Annotated in this window: 23 protein-coding genes; 11 read left to right on the forward strand and 12 right to left on the reverse strand. The window is 57.7% G+C overall.

Annotation, left to right across the window (positions count from 1 at the left end; genetic code table 11):
- Positions 1–142: 142 nt before the first annotated feature.
- From QPL96_RS02475 to QPL96_RS02485, 3 genes are all read right to left on the reverse strand, one after another.
- Positions 143–400, reverse strand: coding sequence for a hypothetical protein (locus QPL96_RS02475; protein WP_303285351.1), 258 nt, complete (start codon positions 398–400; stop codon positions 143–145).
- A gap of 46 nt (positions 401–446) precedes the next feature.
- Positions 447–1313: a DUF2846 domain-containing protein gene (locus QPL96_RS02480; RefSeq protein ID WP_303285353.1), complete on the reverse strand. Its 867-nt coding sequence runs from the start codon at positions 1311–1313 to the stop codon at positions 447–449.
- A gap of 141 nt (positions 1314–1454) precedes the next feature.
- Positions 1455–2435, reverse strand: coding sequence for a hypothetical protein (locus QPL96_RS02485; protein WP_303285354.1), 981 nt, complete (start codon positions 2433–2435; stop codon positions 1455–1457).
- 294 nt (positions 2436–2729) lie between these two features.
- On the opposite strand from QPL96_RS02485, the gene purE reads away from it, so the two are divergent.
- The 6 genes from purE (at position 2730) to QPL96_RS02515 (ending at position 8481) form a co-directional block, all read left to right on the forward strand.
- On the forward strand, positions 2730–3221 hold the full coding sequence (gene purE / locus QPL96_RS02490; RefSeq protein ID WP_303285356.1) for a 5-(carboxyamino)imidazole ribonucleotide mutase: 492 nt from the start codon (positions 2730–2732) through the stop codon (positions 3219–3221).
- A gap of 395 nt (positions 3222–3616) precedes the next feature.
- Positions 3617–4735 carry a 5-(carboxyamino)imidazole ribonucleotide synthase gene (locus tag QPL96_RS02495; protein ID WP_303285357.1) on the forward strand — a complete coding sequence of 373 codons (1119 nt, stop codon included), beginning with the start codon at positions 3617–3619 and terminating at the stop codon, positions 4733–4735.
- Between the two features lie 71 nt (positions 4736–4806).
- Positions 4807–5385, forward strand: coding sequence for a superoxide dismutase [Fe] (gene sodB / locus QPL96_RS02500; protein WP_303285359.1), 579 nt, complete (start codon positions 4807–4809; stop codon positions 5383–5385).
- Positions 5386–5592: 207 nt separating this feature from the next.
- Positions 5593–5862 (forward strand): EAL domain-containing protein, encoded by a 270-nt coding sequence (locus tag QPL96_RS02505; RefSeq protein WP_303285360.1) that lies wholly within the window; start codon positions 5593–5595, stop codon positions 5860–5862.
- A 22-nt stretch (positions 5863–5884) separates the two neighbouring features.
- Positions 5885–6472 carry a LemA family protein gene (locus tag QPL96_RS02510; protein WP_303285361.1) on the forward strand — a complete coding sequence of 196 codons (588 nt, stop codon included), beginning with the start codon at positions 5885–5887 and terminating at the stop codon, positions 6470–6472.
- 11 nt (positions 6473–6483) lie between these two features.
- Positions 6484–8481, forward strand: coding sequence for a M48 family metallopeptidase (locus QPL96_RS02515; RefSeq protein ID WP_303285362.1), 1998 nt, complete (start codon positions 6484–6486; stop codon positions 8479–8481).
- 4 nt (positions 8482–8485) lie between these two features.
- Here QPL96_RS02515 and gspD read toward each other — a convergent pair whose 3' ends face one another.
- The 6 genes from gspD to QPL96_RS02545 all read right to left on the reverse strand — a co-directional run bounded on the left by gspD (position 8486) and on the right by QPL96_RS02545 (position 15007).
- Positions 8486–10432, reverse strand: a complete 1947-nt coding sequence (gspD, locus tag QPL96_RS02520) for a type II secretion system secretin GspD (RefSeq protein WP_303285364.1) — start codon at positions 10430–10432, stop codon at positions 8486–8488.
- Positions 10433–10464: 32 nt separating this feature from the next.
- Positions 10465–11319 (reverse strand): type II secretion system protein N, encoded by an 855-nt coding sequence (locus tag QPL96_RS02525; protein ID WP_303285366.1) that lies wholly within the window; start codon positions 11317–11319, stop codon positions 10465–10467.
- 1 nt (position 11320) lies between these two features.
- Complete coding sequence (gspN, locus tag QPL96_RS02530) at positions 11321–12121, reverse strand: type II secretion system protein N (RefSeq protein WP_303285367.1); 801 nt, start codon at positions 12119–12121, stop codon at positions 11321–11323.
- Positions 12122–12254: 133 nt separating this feature from the next.
- The gene (gene groL, locus QPL96_RS02535) at positions 12255–13904 is read right to left on the reverse strand and encodes a chaperonin GroEL (RefSeq protein WP_303285368.1); all 1650 of its coding nucleotides are present in this window, start codon (positions 13902–13904) and stop codon (positions 12255–12257) included.
- Between the two features lie 78 nt (positions 13905–13982).
- Entirely contained in the window at positions 13983–14270 is a 288-nt protein-coding gene (gene groES / locus QPL96_RS02540; RefSeq protein WP_011785505.1) for a co-chaperone GroES, read from the reverse strand.
- A 194-nt stretch (positions 14271–14464) separates the two neighbouring features.
- Complete coding sequence (locus QPL96_RS02545; protein ID WP_303285369.1) at positions 14465–15007, reverse strand: FxsA family protein; 543 nt, start codon at positions 15005–15007, stop codon at positions 14465–14467.
- Between the two features lie 309 nt (positions 15008–15316).
- Between QPL96_RS02545 and QPL96_RS02550 the strand changes: the two genes are divergently transcribed.
- The 3 genes from QPL96_RS02550 (at position 15317) to QPL96_RS02560 (ending at position 17616) form a co-directional block, all read left to right on the forward strand.
- Positions 15317–16078: an SDR family oxidoreductase gene (locus QPL96_RS02550; protein ID WP_303285370.1), complete on the forward strand. Its 762-nt coding sequence runs from the start codon at positions 15317–15319 to the stop codon at positions 16076–16078.
- Positions 16079–16199: 121 nt separating this feature from the next.
- Positions 16200–16442: a helix-turn-helix transcriptional regulator gene (locus QPL96_RS02555; protein WP_303285372.1), complete on the forward strand. Its 243-nt coding sequence runs from the start codon at positions 16200–16202 to the stop codon at positions 16440–16442.
- A complete protein-coding gene (locus QPL96_RS02560; RefSeq protein ID WP_303285373.1) occupies positions 16432–17616 on the forward strand; it encodes a type II toxin-antitoxin system HipA family toxin in 1185 nt (394 codons plus the stop codon). The genes QPL96_RS02555 and QPL96_RS02560 overlap by 11 nt, the downstream gene beginning before the upstream one ends.
- On the opposite strand, the gene QPL96_RS02565 is transcribed toward QPL96_RS02560, so the two are convergent.
- The 3 genes from QPL96_RS02565 to QPL96_RS02575 form a co-directional block, all read right to left on the reverse strand.
- Positions 17573–17881, reverse strand: coding sequence for an MGMT family protein (locus QPL96_RS02565; RefSeq protein ID WP_303285374.1), 309 nt, complete (start codon positions 17879–17881; stop codon positions 17573–17575). The two genes, QPL96_RS02560 and QPL96_RS02565, sit on opposite strands and share 44 nt — an antisense overlap.
- 52 nt (positions 17882–17933) lie before the next feature.
- A complete protein-coding gene (locus QPL96_RS02570) occupies positions 17934–19268 on the reverse strand; it encodes an MFS transporter (RefSeq protein ID WP_303285375.1) in 1335 nt (444 codons plus the stop codon).
- A gap of 78 nt (positions 19269–19346) precedes the next feature.
- Positions 19347–19829: a YajQ family cyclic di-GMP-binding protein gene (locus tag QPL96_RS02575; protein ID WP_303285376.1), complete on the reverse strand. Its 483-nt coding sequence runs from the start codon at positions 19827–19829 to the stop codon at positions 19347–19349.
- A 177-nt stretch (positions 19830–20006) separates the two neighbouring features.
- Here QPL96_RS02575 and QPL96_RS02580 point away from each other — a divergent pair, with 177 nt between their 5' ends.
- Together QPL96_RS02580 and QPL96_RS02585 are read left to right on the forward strand one after the other, a co-directional pair.
- Positions 20007–20978 (forward strand): response regulator, encoded by a 972-nt coding sequence (locus QPL96_RS02580; RefSeq protein ID WP_303285377.1) that lies wholly within the window; start codon positions 20007–20009, stop codon positions 20976–20978.
- 363 nt (positions 20979–21341) lie between these two features.
- Positions 21342–22376, forward strand: a complete 1035-nt coding sequence (locus QPL96_RS02585; RefSeq protein ID WP_303285378.1) for an AraC family transcriptional regulator — start codon at positions 21342–21344, stop codon at positions 22374–22376.
- The last annotated feature ends 26 nt before the right edge of the window (positions 22377–22402 follow it).

The raw sequence follows: 22402 nt of genomic DNA on the forward strand, positions 1-22402 counted from the left end.
GCGCTCACTTGTTGGCCAGCGATGCTGTCTCAATCAAGTGAGAGGCGCATTTTAAGCATTTGGCTGACAGTGTCAAATATTTTCCTGAAATTTTATGGGAAAACCTGCAAGTCATTCAAAAGCAGACAGTTTTTGAGCAATTCTACTTTTCCCGCGAGGCCTTGCCAGCCGTTTTGACAGCCCTCAGAGCCGGGCGATTCTGGCCCGCCTGCTGCGCTTTCTCCTGCAGGGACAGCTCACTGACACGGCTGCGCCTGTCCTCCGGACAGGCGCGATTAGCCAGTGAACAGTTCAGATCGTCAAGCCGTTTCCGGAGATCACCCAAGCTATCCCGTAGCTGGGGAACAACGCCACCAGCCAGCTTTTCAAGTCTCAGACGAAGAGAATCCTTGAGAGCCATTTTCTAACTTCCCGAGCCTTTCACCTCCCGTCAGTGTAGCCAGCACTCAGAAAATCCACCAGCCACCACCGGATTCTGCCGCTTCCCGCCGCTTACGCTTCAGCTCAGCGTATTCCCTCTCGAGTCTATCGATCTTTCGATCCGCTTCCAGGGGAACCGTGGGGCCGCCACCGAACGGCCAGAACCAAGAGGCTGATTCGTACCTTCCTTCTTCCTTCAGGCGCTCAACCTCAAGCTCCCGCTCCTCTTCCAGCATTACAAGCCGCCGTTCGTAATCGAGATCTTCATTCACTTCCACAATCGAGGTAGCGGCATGGTTCGGTGCCAGCAGATCACTGTTCAGGAAGCGCGTGGAAACAATCTCCTCCGCCTGCATTGCGTAATCCCGGGTTACCAGTTGCAAGTCACCCTGGGCCAGCGGATCGTCCGGGTCCAGGTCCGGATGTCGCTGGGCCGGCTCCGAGAGTTCGTTGTAACGCAGGTAATAGATCCGGCCGGGCTCAACCTTAAGGGTTGCATCGGCAATCAGGCTCAGGCTGAAGGAATTCAATCCCTCAAGACCCAGCAATGGCCGACGCATGGTGATCCGGCGCTCACCAGGACTGACTTCAAGCCAGGTATAACTGTCGTTGCGGATATTGAAGTAGTGCTTGTCATCGATGTAGACGCTTGGGGCCTCGATCTCGTCCGCCGCCCATTGGGAATCGGTCCGGTAGAAGTACAGCAGGGCATTCCGGCGGTCCCAGCTGTCGTTATCAATATGCACGAAGTCAGGGCCGGAGACCGGATGCAGGAACGAACCCACGCTCTTGCCGACGGACTGGTACACCGTACAACCCGACATCACCAGCAACACCGACAACACCGCCAGCGGCCGGAGAACAGACAGAACAGGGGGCACTCGGGTTTTCATTGTTGTTAACTCTTCATCCTGATTGCGAGTTGTCTGATCATAGCAACTGCAAAACGGCAGAAATGAGAGCTACCGCAAGGGATGACTACAAACCGTTACAAAACCCGAAATACCGCCGTTTAATGAACCGAAAACCCCGGATTACTGCCGGCTCACCTGAGTGCGAAGCTGATTCACCTCCTCGGAAAGCCTTACCAGGCGGGAAGTCAACTGCGAACGGGAAGCGTCAATGGACTCCACCGTCCTTTTCAGGTTTGCGAGCTCATTCCGAAGCGCCTGAACCCGGTCGCCACCGGAAAGCGCCTCGGTCTCCCGCTCAAGGGCCGCAATCCGCCCTTCCATACCGCTCGCCCCCAGCTTCTGCTCACGCTCAAACCGCCGGATACGGCTCTCAATCACCTGGTCCACATCCGCCAGTTGCTGACTGAGCCTGGCAAGCTGATCCGTCGCCTGCCGGTTTGCGTCCTGCAAGGCTGTTATCGACGTCTCCGTCTGTTGTTTCACGGCGGCAATATCTGCCGAAAGCGATGCCCGGACCTTCTCGGCTGAGGCCTCCAGCGCATCAACTGCCTTCTTGCTTTCAGCAAGGCCGGACTCAACCGTGGCAATCCGCTCCTGATGCTCGTCCAGGCGTTTCTTGTTGCGCTCATTGGCAATGGCCCAAAGTTTCCTGATCTCACTGTCCGCCGTATCCAGCCGCTTCTCCTGGGCAGCCATCTGATCCGCCAGCGACGCCCCACGCTCCTGAAGAGTCTCCCCGGTTTCGGAAAGATCCCCCTCAAACCGCGCCAACGCCAGCTTGCTCTGCCGCGCCCAGTAGTCTGCCTCCTCCAACTGGCTCTCTAACGCCTGAACCCGCTGGCTCTGCGAATACCAGCCAGCACCCGCTGCCACGGCCACCGCAATCATCAGCAACCAGAGCATCACCACACTCCCACGGCCATTGCCGCCGTTACCGCCCTGGCCGCTTTTACCCCCGCTAGCCGGCCCCTCATGCCGCGGCGGCTTCCCCTTCCCTGCGGAAGATGGCCTGGGCTTCCTCACTGCCGCCGCCTTGGGCTCCGCACTGCCAATCGGTCGCTCGGCTCTCAGTTCATCATCACCTGGACGGATGGGTTCCATTACAGCTCCTGACTATGGACGGATTGAACAATAAGGACCGATAATACCCGTACTTACAAGCAGGGTGAAATAAAGGCTTGTTACAGGAACACCGCACAGAACCCTGGGCGAGGTCGGGATTCCTTTTCCAGAAATGTCGGAGGCCATGGATGGCCGGAGCCAAGCGCACAGGGATGTGCTTGTAGCGGTTTCTGGAAAAGGAATCCCGACCCCGCCGTGCTCCGGGCTTTGTTGCATGGCAGGTAGCCAAAACATACAATGGCCGGCTTTCCAATTATCACAGGACTGTTGCATATGCAGCCGCTTGTAGGACTCATCATGGGCTCCAGATCCGACTGGCCCACCATGGAACACGCCGCCAACATGCTCGAAAAACTTCGCGTGCCCTATGAAACCAAAGTCGTCTCGGCCCACCGCACCCCGGATCTGCTGTTTGACTACGCCAAAACCGCCTCAGACCGCGGCCTGAAAGTCATCATCGCCGGCGCCGGCGGCGCAGCGCACCTGCCGGGCATGGTTGCTTCCCAAACCGCCCTGCCGGTCCTGGGCGTGCCTGTTCAGTCCAAAGCCCTGAATGGCCTCGATTCCCTGCTGTCCATCGTCCAGATGCCCGGCGGCATCGCCGTTGGCACACTGGCCATCGGAAAAGCGGGTGCCACCAATGCTGGCCTGCTGGCAGCACAGATTATCGGCACCTCCGACGACAATGTCCGACAAGCCGTAGAAGAATTTCGCTCTACTCAAACACAGACGATACTGGACAATCCTGACCCTCAGGATCAGTAATCAGAACTGGGTGCCAGGCCCCGGAGCCAAACTCCGGAGAAAGGAGCCTTCGGGAGATGCCCTTCCAAAACACGCTACAAGCACGTCCATGTGCGCTTGTTTCGGGCCATCCATGGCCCTCTACAGTTTTGGAAGGGCATCTCCCGAAGGCTCCCCCAGCTTTGGGTGGTTCATCATAAATGGCACCATGGTCAAACAAACTAAGCCACGCGTTGACTCCCAAGCCTGCTGAGCGGGGTGGAAACCCTTTTCCAAAACTGTGCGGAGCCATGGATGGCGGAGCCCAAGCGTCACATGGACGTGCCGCAAGGAGCGTGTTTTGGAAAAGGGTTTCCACCCCGCTCACACTCCAAAAGTCAGACGCTAAACGCCGAACACAAGGCAGGAGAACACAAATGAGAATTGGTGTACTGGGCGCCGGCCAACTGGGAAGAATGCTGGCACTGGCCGGATACCCACTGGCCAAGACCTTTGTTTTCTATGACATGTCCGGCAGCCCCAGTGCCGGGCTTGGTGAAGTCATCATCGACCGGGACGGGGACTACCTGGATGACTTTCTCTCCCGCGTAGACCGGGTTACTTACGAATTTGAACACCTGCCGGTAGACGTGGCCGAGAAAATTGCCGCCCACAAACCGGTGCACCCCTGCCCCCGGGCCCTCCGGGTTTGCCAGAACCGCGAAGCGGAGAAAACCCTGTTTGGCCAGTTGGGCATTCCGACGCCGGAGTGGAAAATTGCCGACAGCGCCGCCTCACTGCGAGCCGCCGCCGAAGAGCTTGGCTGCCCGGTGGTGGCCAAGTCCAACACCGAAGGCTATGACGGCAAGGGCCAGGCAGTCCTGAAAAGTCCGGAGGATGCCGATGCGGCCTGGGATTCCATCGGCCATCCGCGCCTGATCGTGGAAAAGTTTGTCGACTTCCACCGGGAAGTATCGATGATCGCGGTAAGAGCCGAAGACGGTGAACTGGCCTTCTACCCGATCACGGAAAACACCCACCACGAAGGCATCCTGCGCTACTCGATTGCGCCAGCCCCGAGGCTTGAGAAGCATATCCAGGAAGATGCCGAGCGTTACATCAGGGCGCTACTGAACGAATTGGATTATGTTGGCGTACTCACCCTTGAGCTGTTCGAGACTGCCAATGGCCTGGTAGCCAACGAGATGGCCCCGAGGGTCCACAACTCCGGGCACTGGACCCTCGAAGGCGCGATGACCAGCCAGTTCGAGAACCACATCCGCGCGGTAAGCGGCCATGCCCTTGGGAATGTCGCGCCCCGTGGCGTAAGCTGCATGATCAACATCATCGGCGAGCATGGCGACATTGAGCGCATCCTCGAACTGCCCTATGCCCACGTTCACCTCTATAATAAAGGCGAACGACCGGGCCGGAAACTGGGCCATGTGAACATTCTTGCAGACAGCTACGAAGAGCTGGTCTGGCGAGTAAAGAACTGCGCGCAGTTCCTGCCCGGTAGCCCGGAGTTTAAAAGCTCTTTGACACCAAAGGGTTGATATAGCTCAAAGCGCCCTTATATCGGGGTGATGTACATCCACATAAACAGAGAGACAGGGAGAACGACCTCATGGCATTTGAACTTCCCGCACTGCCTTATGAAAAAAACGCACTGGAACCGCACATCTCTGAGGAAACCCTTGAGTACCATTACGGCAAGCACCACAACACTTACGTCACCAAGCTCAATGGCCTGGTGGAAGGCACCGATAACGCCAACAAGTCTCTTGAAGACATCATCAAGAGCGCCAGCGGCCCGCTGTTCAACAACGCGGCGCAGGTCTGGAACCACACTTTCTACTGGCACTGCCTGAGCCCGAACGGCGGCGGTGAGCCGACCGGTGCCGCCAAGGAAGCCATTGAGAAAGCTTTTGGTTCTTTCGAAGACTTCAAGAAAGAGTTTAATGACAAGGCCGCCAACAACTTCGGCTCCGGCTGGACCTGGCTGGTAAAGAAAGCTGACGGCAGCGTTGCGATTGCCAACACCAGCAACGCGGAAACCCCACTGACCGGTGCCGACAAGCCGGTGCTGACCGTCGACGTATGGGAGCATGCCTACTACATCGACTATCGCAACTCCCGCCCGAACTACCTGGAAGCTTTCTGGAACCTGGTCAACTGGGATTTCGTGAACGAAAACCTGGCCTGATCAAAGCTCCGCTTCCAGATGCAGTCGTCGAAGACTGTGTTGAAACGCCCGCCCCCTGGCGGGCGTTTTGGTGTCTGTCATCCCGAAACAATTACAATTTGATACAACCACATCCTGAAATCTTTGGAAAAATCACCGATACTCCATAAAGCTATCCCGACTCCAGACCATACCTGGAAGCAGTAATCAGGGTGAGGCCCGAAGCGCATGTCCGCGGGTCTGGACAACAACGCCAACCAGACCATTGCCATGGTAAAAGACGCAGCTACCCAGGCCGTCTTCAGCATCGATCCGGGCAGGAGCCTGAACCTGTCCATGATTGCAGAGGGCGTGGAAACGGCAGAGCAGGAGTACTGTCTCAGCCAGCGCGGATGCCAACTGGCGCAGGGTTACTACTTCAACAAACCGCTACTACCGAAAGATTTTGAGACTTTTGTAAAAGGTTTTCACAGGCAAATCGTGGAAAATAACGCCTGATTCATCACCCTGAGGAGTTGCCATGGGAACTACCATCATTGGCCTGATTGTTATTGCCGTCGCCCTAATCTACCTGGCCTTTATCTACAACCGCTTGGTTTCCCTGCGTAATCAATTCAAAAACGGCTTTGCCCAGATTGATGTGCAGCTGCAGCGTCGCCACGACCTGATTCCAAATCTGGTTGAGGCTGCCAAGGCCTACCTTACCCACGAGAAAAGCACCCTCACCCAGGTCATGGAAGCCCGTAACAATGCAGTCAGTGCCCAGAAAGATGCAGCGAAAGACCCCGGTGACGGAACCAAAATCCAGCGCCTGGGCAGTGCCGAAAATCTCCTGACCAAGGCCCTCGCCAACTTTTATGCCGTTGCGGAGAACTACCCGGAGCTGAAAGCCAACGAGACTATCCAGCAGCTGATGGAAGAGCTTTCCAGCACCGAGAACCGGGTCGCCTTCGCCCGCCAGGCTTATAACGATGGCGTAATGAGCTACAACATTTTCCGGGAGCAGTTCCCCAACAATATCATGGCCGGCATGTTTGCCTTCAAGGAAACGGCTCAGCTGGAACTGGATTCTCCGGAAGCCCGCCAGGCCCCGAAAGTAGCCTTCTGAGGCCCCGAGGCATGGCTCATCCCGGTTTCTTTCAGCGCCAGGCCCATGCCCGGCGCAACACCGGTCTTCTGGTGTTCCTGTTCCTGGCAGCGGTCGCCTTTATCACCCTGGCGGTTTCTCTTGTGGGTTACTTCGTTACCCGCAGCGAATCGACCAGCCTCGCTTTTCACCATTGGCTCCTCTCCAGTCACGGGCTGTTAACGGCCGCAACGGTCGTGCTGCTGATTGGTCTCGGGTCCCTGTTACGCTGGGTCGATCTGGCCGGCGGCGGTAGCCGGGTTGCGAAAATGGTGGGCGCGCGGCCGGTTGACCCGGACACCCGGGACAGCGACGAGCGCAAACTGCGCAACATTGTCGAGGAAATGGCCATCGCCAGCGGCGTACCTGTACCCGAACTCTACCTAATGGACCAGGAAACCGGCATCAACGCCTTTGTGGCCGGCTACACCCCCGGCGAAGCAGTGATGGTGGTCACTCACGGTGCCATTACCCAACTTTCACGGGACGAACTCCAGGGCGTTGTTGCCCACGAGTTCAGCCACATCTTTAACGGCGACATGCGGTTGAACGTGCGCCTTATTGCCCTGCTTGCCGGCATTCTGATGATTGGTCAGATTGGCGGTTTCCTGCTCCGGGCCTCCTTCTACCGGGGTCACCGGGTCGGACGGTCCCGGGACGGGCGGGCCCAGGCCGCCATGGGCATCATCGGCCTGGCACTGTTTGTGATTGGCTACGTGGGGGTTTTCTTCGGCCGGCTTATTCAGGCGGCTGTCTCGCGGCAACGGGAAATGCTGGCAGACGCCTCATCCGTTCAGTTCACCCGTAACCCCGAGGGGATTGCCGGCGCTTTGTTCAAGATCGGCCTGAAGGGCGGCTACCTGGACACCACCAGCCACGCCAGCGACATGAACCATATGTGTTTTGGCGAAAGCGCCCGAATGAAATTTACCGCCCTGCTGGCGTCCCACCCTCCTATCGATGAGCGTATCAACGCGATTCAGCCCGGCATGCTGGCCAGACTGCGTAGCCGTCTCCGGGATACCAAGCCCGGGGCTGATCTTTACCGGAGTTCAGGCCCGGTACCAGCGGCTGGAACGTCGGGATTCACCGGAGCCACCTCGGAAATACTCGGGCCGGTATCCGGAAAAGGCGCGCGAACATCACCACTGGCGTCCGGCACTGAATCACCAACGAAGCCAGCCCGGAAATTTTCAGACCAGGTTGGCACCATCAACCGGCAAAGCGAGGATTTCGCCCTCCGCTTTCTGGGCCGGCTCCCGGCCACCTTTCGGAATCTCTTGTACACCCGGGCCGGCGCTGTGCAGCTTTGCTACGCCATGCTGATCAGTGAACTTTCCCGCGATCAGCAGGTTGAGAGGCTCATCCTGCTACCCCCGCACCCGGTACTGGGCAGCCAGCCGGACCTGCTGGAAAAACTGCTGCCGGCCCTGAAGACCATTGGCGACGGCGTCCGGTTCCCGGCCCTTGAGCTGGCCATGCCTGCGCTGCGCAAGCTGGATCCGGAAGAGCGGGAAACGCTCATTACCAATGTTCAGAAACTGGTGGCGGCGGATAACCGGGTCAGCCTGTTTGAGCTGGCGCTGACCAGCTTCCTGTCCCGGCACCTGGGTGCCGAGGCAGACAAAGTGGTCCCTGTTCGCTATAAAAGCTATAAGCCTGTATTGCCAGCTCTGCAACGGCTTCTGAGCCTGCTGGCTCGCGCAGGCTCCACCTCCCAGGCTGATGCGGAAGCGCTTTACCGGGAAGCAATGGCGGGCTTTATGGATACCCGCAATGGAAGCCAGCCGGTGCCGGAGAAGGTCACCATGCGCCAGCTACGGGAAGCCCTGACTGCTCTTAACGGCCTGTCCCCCTTGCTAAAGCCTGCGGTGATCGATGCCTGCGGGCACTGCATCACCCACGATGGCAAAGTGGAGACAAGAGAATACGAGCTGATGCGGCTGGTGGCGGACCAGATGGATTGCCCGATGCCGCCACTGACTGCCTGAGGACTTACTGAACCCGGGTGTTTCCCTCTTCAAACAGCGCATCAACGGAGGGGTGCTGCCGGGGAGTCGGCATGCCAAGCTTCTCGCGGATACCCAGGTTCACATCCCAAAGCCTGTTGAACTTGTCGTCGGTCGCGGCAACGGCTTCCTCTTTGCCCAACATGATCTTCGGGCGCAGGAACACCAGCAGGTTACGTTTCACCCGCCGTTCTGATTCCGATGAAAACAACCGCCCCAGATACGGAATGTCGCCAAGCAACGGAACCTTGCTCTTGTTGACCTGGTAGTCGTCCCGGGTCAACCCGCCCAGCACGATGGTCTCGCCATCATCGGCCAGCACGGTGGTCTTGATTTCCCGCTTGTTGGTTACAATGTCCGAGGCATCCTCAATGCTGTCCGCTACACTTTCAGTGGTCTGCTCGACCACCAGACGAACCAGCCCCTCTGCACTGATGGTCGGGGTCACCTTGAGCGTCAGGCCGATATCACGACGCTCTATGGTAGTGAACGGGTTGGTGGTGCCGTCACCGACAACCGTCGACTGGCCAGTGCGGAACGGGACATTCTGGCCGACGATAATCTCCGACTCCTGGTTGTCCAGGGTAATGATGCTGGGGGTGGAGAGCAGGTTCGCGGCAGCTGACGTAGAGAGCGCCTGCAACAGGACACCCCAACTGACGCCGTTCTCGTTTCGCTGGCCGGCCCCGATGGTGATGCCTCCGGCGGCCGGCGTAATGGCAGACCCGGTGAGAATCGCGCTCAGCACCTCACCCAGGCTGCGACCCACGTTACCAAAGTTGGTGCCGGCCACCGGCGTGGACTCTCCGGACTCATCACCAACGGCCACCTGAACACCCAGATCCCGCCCCAGCTCGTCGCTGATTTCGACAATCGCCGCCTCAATCATGACCTGGGCACGGCGCACATCAAGAGCTGCTACAATCTGCTCGGCTTCCTGCATCAGGGATGGCTCGCCACGAACCACCAGCGCGTTAAGACCCTCATCCGCGAAGACGGCGAAACTGCTTTGCGGTTTGGCGCCGCCTGTGCCTCCCGAGCCGCCCCCTTCTTTGACCAGCTCGCCCATAACCCCCTTGAGGATTTCGGTCAGGTTCTTGGCATCGGCGTGTTTCAGTCTCAGAACCTTGGTGGTGCCCCCGGAGGCCGAGGGCTGGTCCAGCTGCCGGATCAGGCCTCGCATCTTGCCACGGAAGGTCTCATCGCCCCGGAGAATGAGCCGGTTGCTGCGCTCATCCGCGGTCACGCTGTACTTCCGGGCAGCATTATCCCCACCGGCACGCCCCAGCTCATCCGGTGCCAGCTCCTGCAACAGGGTAACCATATCGCCAACCCAGGCTTCCTGAAGCTGGATGACTTCCACTTCGTATTTTGAGGGACTGTCCAGCTCGCGAACGATCTGCTCGATGCGCTGGATATTCGAGGCGTGGTCACTGATGATCAGCGCATTGGCGGCCGCTACACCGGCAAGGTGGCCATACTTGGCCACCAGCGGTCGCAGGATAGGCACCAGCTCAAGCGCGTTACCATTGTCAATCTGAATAACCCGGGTAATCAGCTGTTCGGAAGGGGTCGCCGGAAACCGGTCCAGGGATTCCGCCGATTGCTTGGCGTCCACCTGCTGCACCACCTTGATGACTTCTTCGCCGGGAATCGCGGTAAAGCCGTGTACGTTCAGAACCGCCAGGAACAGGTCGTAAATCTCATCCTTGTTCATGGGCGCGCTGGAGAGCACCGTCACCTTGCCCTTCACCCTCGGGTCCACCACAAAACTGTAACCGGTAATGTCCGCCACCTGGGTAACAAAGGCACGAATATCCGCATCCTTCAGGTTCAGCCGCCAGGTTTCTTCCTGCCCGTGCACCAGTGACATCATCGGCAGCAAAATAAGCAGAGCAATGGCCCGTAACAGATTGGTCTTGTAATTATACATCTGGCGATTTCTTCCTGTTTCGATGAACCCGGTCAGCGCCACTGCCCGGGTATGGCATAACTGATGGTAAGGATGGACCCGTCACGCTCGATTTCTATCTCCAGCTGAGACTGGTCACGCCAGTTCTCAAGCAAGGCCTTGTCCTGATCGATATCACCCAGCCGCTGGCCATTGATGGCGGTAATCACGTCACCGGCCTGCAGGTTAACGGCATTCAGCATGGCGTTCGAGCCATCGTATACGTACCCGGACATGCCGCTGTCATCCACCGGGCTCAACCCGAATGGCGCCAATGCGGCCAGGCCCTGGCTGTCAATCTGTTCGCGGGCGTTGGCGAGGAACGCATCGGGGGAGGAGTCTGCCGGCCTCGCCACTACCTCCGCAACCAGGTCCGCGGACACCGACTCTTCAAAGGTAAGCGACTCATAACGCCCGCCCCGGCGAATCAGCACACGCCCCGGCTCTACTTCAGCGAGTTCCGCATTACCGGGCAACACCTCTCCCACCCGGTAATACGCTGTCTCACCATTACTTCCTGCCACTATAGCACCGGAGTCCTCCGGACGCTGCGCAACCAGAACGCCTTCGAGCCGAAGCCTCAGGCGGGTTTCCGGTGCCGAACGGCGAACGGCTTCAGCAACCTCCACCGCCCGCTCTAAACGACCGAAGAAATCGTAGATGGCCATGGAGGCTGTCATGCGACCGCCCGTTGTCAGATTACCTGCGCCACCCGACACCGGCGCACGGGGAACCGGCCTGTCGTCCCAGGCAATCAGCCAGGTAATCCGGGCCATGGCCACCCCCAGGTACAGCACCAGGGCCACCAGCAACAGGTTCGCGACAGTCCGCGAAATTCGGCTTTGGGCCCGGGCGCTCAGCAGGGGCATACTATCGTGCCCCCGGGATAAGCGGCTGCCGTACCCGGAACACGACGTCCCCCGGGCTGGCGGAGTCCGGCCACGGCTGGCCGGCCAGATCCACCATGCGTTTGTAGACACGCAGCTCCATCATCCCATTCCAGAATATCGTTGCATCCGCCGCCGGGCCTTCTCCACCCTGTTCGGCAACGGTCAGGGCCACACCACCCTGGCTGCTCTCTACAGTATCCAGTGTCGCCTGCATCGGCGGGAATTCAGCCTGGCCTCGCTGATCGCCCATGGGCCAGGTAACCAGCCCGCCACCCCAGCGCCCGAGGCCCTCAGCCCGGGTAATCCGGTTGTCCGCCCACGCCATTTCAAGACGATCAATGGTCACCACACCCTCAATCATCGCGCCGCCACTCTGGCGGATAAACGCCTCAAATTCCGCAACCGCCACTTGCCCGCGCGCGTTCATTCGGGCGCTGGCTGGCCATCCGATCATAACATCACCATCCAGCGAAGATTGTGACGATTCCACGGAAACCCGGAGCGGCAGTTCCAGGCGGGTAACGGAGGGCAGGTGCAGGCGCCAGTCCACACGCAGCGGAAAACCCGCCACAATCACACCAGCCTCGCCATCCCAAAGCCTGCCGGCCACCTGCCGGACCTGCACCTGGGCCGGCAGTGGCACCTGGGCAGACACCTGCTGCCAGACCCAGCCGGCGGGTACCAGAAACACCAGTGACAACAGATAAACCAGAGCACCCAGCAACAGAAGCAAAAACACCTTGCCGGGGCGGAGAAAGGGCCTTGGTTCAGCGTCACTCATTCAGCTACACACAGAAAATGGACCGGAAGCCGAGTCTAGCAAAGGCATGGCGCAAGTTCATGACAAAAAAACAAAAACCCCGCGCCAGTGTGAACCAGCGCGGGGTTTTTAAAGGGCCAGGATCAGGCCGGCATCACATCATGCCGCCCATACCTCCCATTCCGCCCATGCCGCCCATGTCTGGCATACCACCGGCTTTCTCGTCTTCCGGCTCGTCTGCAACCATCGCCTCGGTGGTGATGATCAGAGACGCAACGGAAGCCGCAGCCTGCAGCGCGGAGCGGGTTACCTTGGCAGGATCCAGGATGCCCATTTCCAGCATATCGCCGTACGCTTCGGTAGCAGCGTTGTAGCCAAAGGCGCCTTCACCTTCGCGAACCTTGGCAACCACCACAGAAGACTCGCCACCTGCGTTGTACACGATCTGGCGCAGCGGCGCTTCCATGGCACGGCGCAGGATGTTCACACCGGCTTTCTGCTCTTCGTTGAGCGCATCCACCTTGTCCAGAGCCGCAATGGCACGGATCAGGGTGACACCGCCACCAGGCACGATGCCCTCTTCGACCGCAGCGCGGGTAGAGTGCAGCGCGTCCTCAACGCGGGCTTTCTTCTCTTTCATTTCCACCTCGGAACCGGCGCCCACCTTGATGACGGCAACACCGCCCGCCAGCTTGGCAACCCGCTCCTGCAGCTTTTCCTTGTCGTAATCGGAAGTGCTGTCTTCGATCTGCCTGCGGATCTGCTCAACACGGGCTTCGATGTCTGCCTGGGCACCGGCACCGCCAATTACCGTGGTGTTTTCCTTGGTGATGTTGACGCGCCGGGCAGTGCCCAGGTCATCCAGAGAGGTGTTTTCCAGAGACAGACCTACTTCCTCGGAAATCACAGTGCCGCCAGTCAGGATCGCGATGTCCTGCAGCATTTCCTTGCGGCGGTCACCGAAGCCGGGAGCCTTCACAGCCGACACCTTCACGATACCGCGCATGTTGTTCACAACCAGAGTTGCCAGCGCTTCGCCTTCGATGTCTTCAGCGATGATCATCAGCGGCTTGCCAGCTTTCGCAACCGATTCCAGCACCGGTAGCAGTTCGCGGATGTTGGAGATCTTCTTGTCGACCAGCAGGATGTACGGGTCATCCAGCTCGGCAGACATGTTGTCCTGGTTATTGATGAAGTACGGAGACAGGAAGCCTCGGTCGAACTGCATGCCTTCAACCACGTCCAGCTCGTCTTCCAGGCCACGGCCTTCCTCGACAGTAATCACGCCTTCCTTACCAACACGCTCCATGGCATCAGCAATGATCTTGCCGATGGCCTCGTCGCCGTTGGCAGAGATAGTGCCTACCTGAGCAATGTTGCGGTTGTCGTCGCACGGCTTGGCCATCTCACGGATCGCCTTCACGGCTTGGGCAGTGGCCTTGTCGATGCCACGCTTCAGATCCATCGGGTTCATGCCGGCGGTTACCGCCTTAACACCCTCGTTTACAATGGACTGGGCCAGAACGGTCGCGGTAGTGGTACCGTCGCCGGCAGTGTCGTTGGTCTGGGAAGCAACTTCCTTGACCATCTGAGCGCCCATGTTCTCGAACTTGTCTCTCAGCTCGATTTCCTTGGCGACGGAAACACCATCTTTGGTGATGGTTGGCGCGCCAAAGGATTTTTCCAGAACCACGTTACGGCCTTTCGGGCCCAGGGTCACCTTAACCGCGTCTGCCAGAACGTTGACGCCTGCGACCATGCGCTTACGAGCGCTATCACCGAATTTAACGTCTTTTGCTGCCATGTCTTCTATTCCTGTTCGTTAAACCGAATTTGTTGAGTCAGTCGGAATAATGAGAGTTCGTGCCGGTCGCTTATGCGATCACTCAAGCACGCCGTAGATGTCGTTCTCGCTCATAATCAGGAGCTCTTCGCCGTCCACCTTTACGGTATTACCGGCGTATTGACCAAAAACCACGGTGTCACCCACCTTCACCGCCAGCGCACGGGTCTCGCCGTTATCGAGGATACGGCCATTGCCCACGGCAATTACCTCACCCTGGGACGGCTTTTCCTTGGCGTTGCCCGGCAGCACGATGCCACCTGCAGTTTTCTCTTCTTCTTCCTTACGGCGCACGACAACACGATCGTGTAGCGGACGAATTTTCATTGCTCGGTTTCTCCAATAGTCAGATTAATGTGGCAATGACATTTGCTGTTGAAAGTCGGATCAGCAAAGCATAATCCGACAAATTGCCCGGCTGCTAACCATCTGTTTTTCAGAGGTTATGAGCCCGCGGCGAACTTGTGTTTCCTATGTGGGGTAGCAGGTAGGGGTTTTCAACACCCCGAGAGAAAAATTTTTCACTTTTTTTCGATCCGGTCGTGATCGGATTCCGTCTCATCCTGGTACTCGCCTTCGATGATGTCACCCTTGCTGTCCCGGTCAAACGGACGTTGCTGTCCGAACGGGTTTTCCCGGCCACCAAACGGATCATGCCCGAAGGGATTCGACTCACCCCCGGAACGGAAATGGAAACTCCGGCTCCGGCCAGCCACCACCATCCGCTTCAGTGCCTGGGCCGCCAGCCAGTGGCGGGTTCCCGGGATCAGGCACAAAAAGCCGACGGTATCGGTGATGAACCCCGGTGTAAGCAGCAAGGCACCACCGACAGCCAGAATCAGGCCTTCAGCAACCTCCCTGGCGGGTAGTTCACCACTGTTCAGGCGCTGGCTGGCCTTCAACAGTGTTGCCAGACCCTGCTGGCGTAAAAGCCAGGCACCAATAACGGCCGTCAGTAACACCAGCCCCACGGTGTTCAGTACACCAATCATGCCGCCCACTTTGATCAATACCGCCATCTCGGCAATCGGCATGATAATGAATAAAAAGAGAAATACAGACATCAGGCCCTCGCGGTCTGAACAGGAATTTCAGAAGGTCTGGTATACTCGCAGCCCTCAAAATGAGAATGCGGTCCGGCATTGTGAGTTAGCGCGTCACCGGGTAAGAGGCTTGTGGAACCGCTGCGAGTACGTCCATGTACGCTTGTTTCCGGCCATCCATGGCCTCCAACATTCCACAAGCCTCTTACCCGGTGACGCGCACGTGGCAAGGTGCGGGCCGCACACTTAAAAAACATTTGTCTCTGGTTTGCGTAGAGATACAGGCACACAGAAACTGCTGAACCTCATTCAATTTAGTTAGGGCAAAACATGAAACTTCAAGATTCCGTGATTGCGATTACCGGTGGCGGCCAGGGTCTGGGCCGTGCCATGGCTGAACACCTTGCCTCCAAAGGCACAAAAGTCGCGTTGATCGACCTGATGCCGGAAAAACTGGACGAAGCCGTCGCCGCCTGCAAAGCCGCCGGTTCAGAGGCAAAAAGCTACATTTGCAACGTGGCGAAAGAAGAAGACGTCGAGAAAACCTTCGAAGCCATCATCAAAGACTTCGGCCACCTCAATGGTCTGATCAACAATGCCGGCATCCTCCGCGACTGCCTGATGGTCAAAGCCAAAGAGTGCAAAGTTGAGCGCCGCATGGAACTGTCCCAGTGGCAGGCCGTGATCGACGTCAATCTCACCGGCGTCTTCCTCTGCGGTCGCGAAGCCGCCACCCAGATGATCAAGAACGGCGACCAGGGTGTGATCATCAACATTGCCTCCATCTCCCGCGCCGGCAACATGGGCCAGAGCAACTACTCCGCCGCCAAAGCCGGCGTCTCCGCCCTGGTTCCGGTCTGGGCCAGGGAACTCGCCCGCCACGGCATCCGCTGTGCAGGCATAGCTCCCGGCTTTATCGAAACCGAAATGACCGCCTCCATGAAACCGGAAGCCCTGGAAAAAATGATCGCCGGCATTCCGCTCAAGCGTATGGGCCAGCCGGAAGAAATCGCCTCGGCGGCGGCGTTTATCTTTGAGAATGACTATGTCTCCGGGCGGATAATTGAAGTGGATGGGGCTTTGCGGCTGTAATCAACCGCAACTCACCGGAAGTAATGCCAGATCAGGGACGAGCTGGCATTAAGCTAAAATACTTTACAAATCACAAAAAATAACCAATGATGTAAATTATTTTAGCCACTCAGAGCCCAAAATGGATTTCCAAACTCTCGGACACGACATCGCCCTGCACCGGCGGCAACAAGGAGTCTCCCAGCAGAAGCTGGCAGACCACCTGGGCATCTCCCGTGCCACCGTCAATGCCCTGGAAAACGGCCGGTCCGGCGATATTGGCATCCGCAAGGTTATGAAAATCCTGGACTACCTGGGAAAGGAACTGGCTATCCGGGACAAGTCTCCGTTCCCGACACTAGAGGAGCTGCGTGATGAGCGATGAACTCGACGTTCATGTACATCAGCGGCCTGCCGGGAGACTTTTCCGGGAATCTGGCGAATACGTGTTCAGCTATTCCGGACAAGCCCGTCCGGACGCGTTCGTCTCGCTGACCATGCCGGTGCGAAAGAAAGATTATACCCATCCACAGCTGCACCCTGTTTTCGAGATGCACCTGCCAGAGGGCTACCTGCTCGCCGTTATCAAAAAGCAGTTTGCCAAACTCACGGATACCGACGACTTCGGGCTTCTTCGACTGCTCGCGCCAAACATACGTGGCCGAATCGAATTCAACCCTGATGATCACCCCGGAGAGAGATCACTGAGCCTCGACACGCTCTTGCACTCTGGCAACCCCGATCTGTTCGAGGAACTGGTGTCGCGTTTTGCGCTTCGCTCTGCACTGAGCGGTGTGCAGCCCAAGGTCCTCGCGACACTGGAAAACAAGGCGACGCTTCACCTTGAAGACTACATTGTTAAAGCCTGGGGCCCGGATTATCCGGAGCTGGCCCTCAATGAATACTGCTGCATGCTAGCCTGCCAGAATGCCGGCATTCCCGTCCCTGAATTCTACCTCTCGGATGACGAATCCCTGTTCATCATGAAGCGGTTCGATCTGAAAGACAGCGGTGTGGCTCTGGGCTTTGAAGACATGTGCGTGCTTCAGGCAAAACAGCGGGAGGAAAAGTACACCGGCAGCTACGAGCAGATTGCCAAAACCATTAAGACCTTTGTGAGCGCGGAAAACAAAGCCGCCTCCCTGGAGCAGTTTTTCAAGATGATCGTCCTGAACAACATCCTGCAGAATGGCGACGCCCACCTGAAGAACTTTGGCCTGGTTTACGAAAGCATTGATGCCATCAGACTGGCCCCGGCCTACGATGTCGTTTGCACCACGGCCTACATCAGGCAGGACATCTCGGCCCTTACCCTTATGGGCAGCAAAAAATGGTGGCCAAGAAAGCATTTAGAGCGGTTTGGCATTCAGGTATGTGACTTGAGCTCGGCCAGAACGCGGGAATTATACGAACAGTGCCTGAAGGCAATTGACAAGGTTCAGCGCTATATCGAAGAACGGCTTTCACGAGCACCTGCCGGGGCAAAAGCCGACGTGCTGGATCACCTCCATACTCTCATTGCCACCGAAACCGCGACATCGAAACCCGCCCGTGAGTGACTTCTACACCCTCAGCTTCAAGCCGGCTTACCTGCTCCTGGTATTTCTCTGAACCCACGGGAAAAGCAATCTGGCCGTTACTGCGAATCACCCGATACCAAGGCACCGAATGCCCCTCCGGCAACCTACCCAACGCCCTTCCGATGTACCGCGCCTGCCGACCAAGCCCGGCCATCTCTGCTACCTGGCCATAACTGACCACCTTCCCCCTGGGAACGGCCAATACCACTTGCCAGATCTTTTGATCTTTAGTCGGTTCAGACATCCCACGATCTCATTGAACTCGGGGTCAGATGAAAATGGGGTCAGATGAAAGTTCATCTGACCCCATTTTCATCTGACCCCTCTTTATTCCGAGGCGCCAAAGCGTCCAGCCGCTTTCCCTGGCGAATCATAAACATTGCCAGAAGAACCGCTGGCACACCCATAACCGCAGAGACCAGGAAGAACTCCGCATAGCCAAACCCGGCGACCACAATGCCGGAGAAACCACCGAGAAACTTGCCCGGTAACGTCATCAACGAGCTGAACAACGCGTACTGAGTTGCCGTAAACGAGGCGCTGGTCATGCTCGAAAGCCAGGCAATCAGCGCCACATTGGCAATACCGCCGCTCAGGTTATCGGCACTGACCACCGCCGCAAGCGTAATGAGATTGGGTGGGTACTGGGCCAGCAGAACAAACAAAAGGTTGGTTGCGGCGGTCATGATTGCGCCCAGCAGCAGAATACGCCGCACACCGTAGCGAACCACCATCACCCCCCCCAGCAGTGAACCCGCGATGGTCATGAAGAAACCGAAAATCTTGGTAACGTCCGCTACCTCGGTTTTGCTAAAGCCCATGAAGTCCAGGTAGAAGGGATTGGCCATCACCCCCATGGCGATGTCCGCAATCCGGTACACCGCCACCATCAGCAAAATCGCGATGGAAAGCTCTTTATAGCGGCGGAAGAAATCCAGGAACGGACCGGCAACGGCGGCATAGAACCAGCCGACAAGTCGCGCCAGCCGGGGATTGAGATGAGTCCGCTTGCTGGCCTCCTGCTCGATCTTGTGGGCAATGTCCTGAGCGGCGGCAAAGTGGTTCACGGTGGGTTCGCGAACGATCAAAACCGTCAAAGCTCCAACGCCCACGAGGGCAGCCATCACCTCATAGGACACCTGCCAGGACCAGAATTCTGCCAGGTACAGAGCACCGGCGCCGGCCACCAGAAGCGCCAGACGGTAACCAAAGATATACGTCGCAGCCAGGGCCGCCTGGAGCCGCTCCTCGGCAATCTCGATGCGGTAGGCATCAATGGCCACATCCTGAGTTGCGGAGGAAAAGGCCACCAGCAGGCCGCAAAGAGCCATCATTTCAGGCGCTGCCGTGGCATCCACATGAGCCATCAGGTACAACCCCGTGGCGATACCCGCCTGTGCAAAGATAATCCAGCTTCGTCGCTTGCCCAGCAGACGGTCGAGCAGCGGCAGTTTCAGGCGGTCCACAACCGGTGCCCAGAAAACCTTGATTGAATAGGTAATACCCAGCCAGCTGAAAAAACCGATGGTGGCGGTTTCCACCCCGACATCCGCCAGCCGGGCGTTAAGGGTGGAAAACACCAGCAGAAACGGCAAACCCGCCGAGAACCCCAGGAATAACAGGGCGATCACCTGCCAACGGGTGTAGGTGTAAAGCGTATCCCGAATCAGGGTCAGGCGGGTGCCGGTTAAGATGGTAAAGCCTCCGGATCAGTCGCGGAAGTTGTTGAACTGTAGCGGGATATCCAGCTCGGCTTCGCGGAGCATGGCAATGGCGGTTTGCAGATCGTCCCGCTTCTTGCCGGTTACCCGAACCTTGTCCCCCTGGATACTGGCCTGCACTTTCAGCTTGGCGTCCTTGATCATCTTGACAATCTTCTTCGCCATGTCGGTTTCTATGCCCTGCTTCAGCAGAAGGTGCTGCTTCACCAGCTTGCCGGACTTGCTGTCGCCATCCTCTGCCAGAGCGCGGGAATCGATATTGCGCTTGGCAAAGGCCATCCGCAGCATATCCAGCAACTGTTCAAGCTGGAACTCCTGCTCGGCGCTGATGGTGATGCCCTTGTCGTCCAGCTCGACGTCGGCTTCAACGTTCTTGAAATCCCAGCGGTTGCCCAATTCCCGCCTGGCCTGGTCCACTGCATTGGTGATTTCGTGCATATCAATTTCTGAAACAATGTCAAAAGACGGCATGGTCGTTATTCTCCGTTACGCTGAGCGGGTATACTGAGGAAAAGCTGAAAGTGGGGTCAGATGAAAGCGTTCATCTGACCCCGGGTTCGCATTCCGCGCCCGTTCGATTTGCAGGGAATCATACCAATCTGCAGCTTATACCGCATCTGACAATGGACTGGTAAAAAGAAGATAACAATGCCGAATCTGGACCTTCCCATCCTCGTAGTAGACGACGCGAAATTCAGCAGTATGGTGGTTGGCCGCACCCTGCGAAATGCCGGGTATCGTGACGTACGCATCGTCAACAATGCACCGGAAGCCCTTCAACTGATCGAACAGCGACCCGTGAGCGTGCTCATCGCCGACTGGCTGATGCCGGAAATGGATGGTCTGGAACTGACAGACCAGGTCCGCCAGCAGGACGAGCAAAACAACCACTACACTTATGTGATCCTGCTCACCGCCCGGGAAAGTGTGGAAGCACTCTCGAAAGCCTTTGACCGGGGCGTGGATGACTTCATCTACAAGTCCGACATGACCAAGCAACTCATCCCCCGCATCTTTGCGGCGGACCGCATGGCAGACCGGCAGAATACCCTGCTCCGGGCCAATTCGCTGCTGATTGAGAACAACCGGGAACTGGAATCCAGCAACATCATCGACCTGGAAACCGGCCTCTGCAACACCAAATACGGTCGCGAGCGACTGAATAAAATGCTGCGCCACGCCGAATCCCGGGGCGGCTGTTCCGCTTACGTACTTTGCGGCATCCGGAACTGGCAGGAGCTGAAACGCAAGCACCCGCCCACGGTCATGAGCGAGCTGGCCATCGGCATTGCCCGCAGGCTGAGCACCTTGATTCGCCCCATCGACGCCCTTTGCCGCGTGGGCGACAACCAGTTCGCCATCATTGCCTACTTCCCCAACAGCGACCACTGTACCACCACCGCCTTCCGGCGCGTGTTCGATGGAATTAACCACAAGGCCCTGAAAACCACTGCCGGGTATACCTCCGTGGAAGCAGGCATGGTGCTTTGCAAGGCCGACGCCCAGAATGGCACGCCCTCGATACAGGATATGGAGCGGGCCGCGGTGCAGGGGCTGGTGGATGCGTATGATACACGGCGGTTTACCGAAACAGCACCGGAGATCGGAGCGACGGCATAGCGAACTTGGGGTCAGATGAAAATGGGGTCAGATGAAAAGTTCATCTGACCCCATTTTCATCTGACCCCGCCTTCACAGTCAGTAACACTGATACACACTTCACAAACAGACAGGTCGAGGCGGGCGGCTTATTCTGAAATTGTGGATTCAAGCAGTATCCCCCATGGCGGAGGGGCCGCGCAGTACCTCCGCCGCCATATGGGGAGTGAGATCCACCGGATCAACGAATTTTTCAGGCACTTTCGTTCTTTCCTTGTTTTTTGGGCCAGCTTTTTAGCTGGCCTTTTTATTTTTCCTTCCAGACGCTTCGGCACCAGTTCCGTTATACTCCAGCTATAAGACTCCAAAAACAGCGCTGTAACCATGAAAACCCTTGGAACTGCCTCCGTCGCCGCCCTGCGCCAGTATGCTCGTGCTGCTGAATCTGCCGGCGTTGATATCAACAAACTGTTCGCCAAAGCCGGCCTGGACCCAAATCTTCTGGACACGGACGACGGCCGCATTAACGGTGAGCAGTTTCAGGATTTCATTCACCTGCTGTGCGAACACTCCGGTAACCCGATCCTCGGGCTGGAAACTGGCGATTTTGTACAGCCTGGTTCCTACAGCGTCCTGGGCTACATCACCATGAGCTGCGCCACCCTGGGCGAGGCGGTGGCAAGGATTGCGCCCTTTGAGAAACTGGTCGGGGACATGGGCACCACCAGCCTTGCCATGAAAGGGGACGACATCAAGCTAAGCTGGAACTGCAACTACACTGATCCCGTAGTCCGGCCACAGCTGGTAGATAACGTATTTGCCTCCTGGGTGAACTACGCTCGCTGGCTGGCGGACGATCACGAGGCGTCACCCAGCTCCATACAACTCCGTCGCACCTCTCCCGGCCCGGAACTCGAACAGGCTTATCAGGAAAGATGGCAGTGTCAAGTCACTTTTTCTGCCGATGAAGACAGCATTACCCTCAAAAAGGCTCTGCTGGAAACCCGTCTGCGGCAGCCAGACCCCCTGCTCCGAAAAACCCTGGAAGCCCATGCTCTGAGCCAACTGGCCTCCCTGGACACTGACAGCGACCTGAGATCAAAAGTGCGCCACAGCATCCAGCAGCAACTGATGCACGGCATTACACGACAGGACATGGTGGCAGAAGACCTGGGTATGACCAGCCGAACCCTGCAGAGGAAACTTAGCCAGGAAGGCGTTTCCTATCAGAAACTGCTGGATGAAGTGCGGCAAAAAATGGCCGAAGACTATCTCCGCAACAGCGAGCTGGCCATTCCGGATATCGCACTAAGGCTGGGATACAGTGAAACCACGTCGTTTCACCGGAAGTTCAAGGCGGTAACGGGGAAGACGCCCGGAGAATTTCGCGGGAACCAAGTCGGGGAATCAGGGGCCTGACCCCGGGGATCGCTGAAAACGGGGTC

The sequence above is a fragment of the Marinobacter sp. SS8-8 genome (assembly GCF_030540945.1).
Taxonomy (GTDB): domain Bacteria; phylum Pseudomonadota; class Gammaproteobacteria; order Pseudomonadales; family Oleiphilaceae; genus Marinobacter.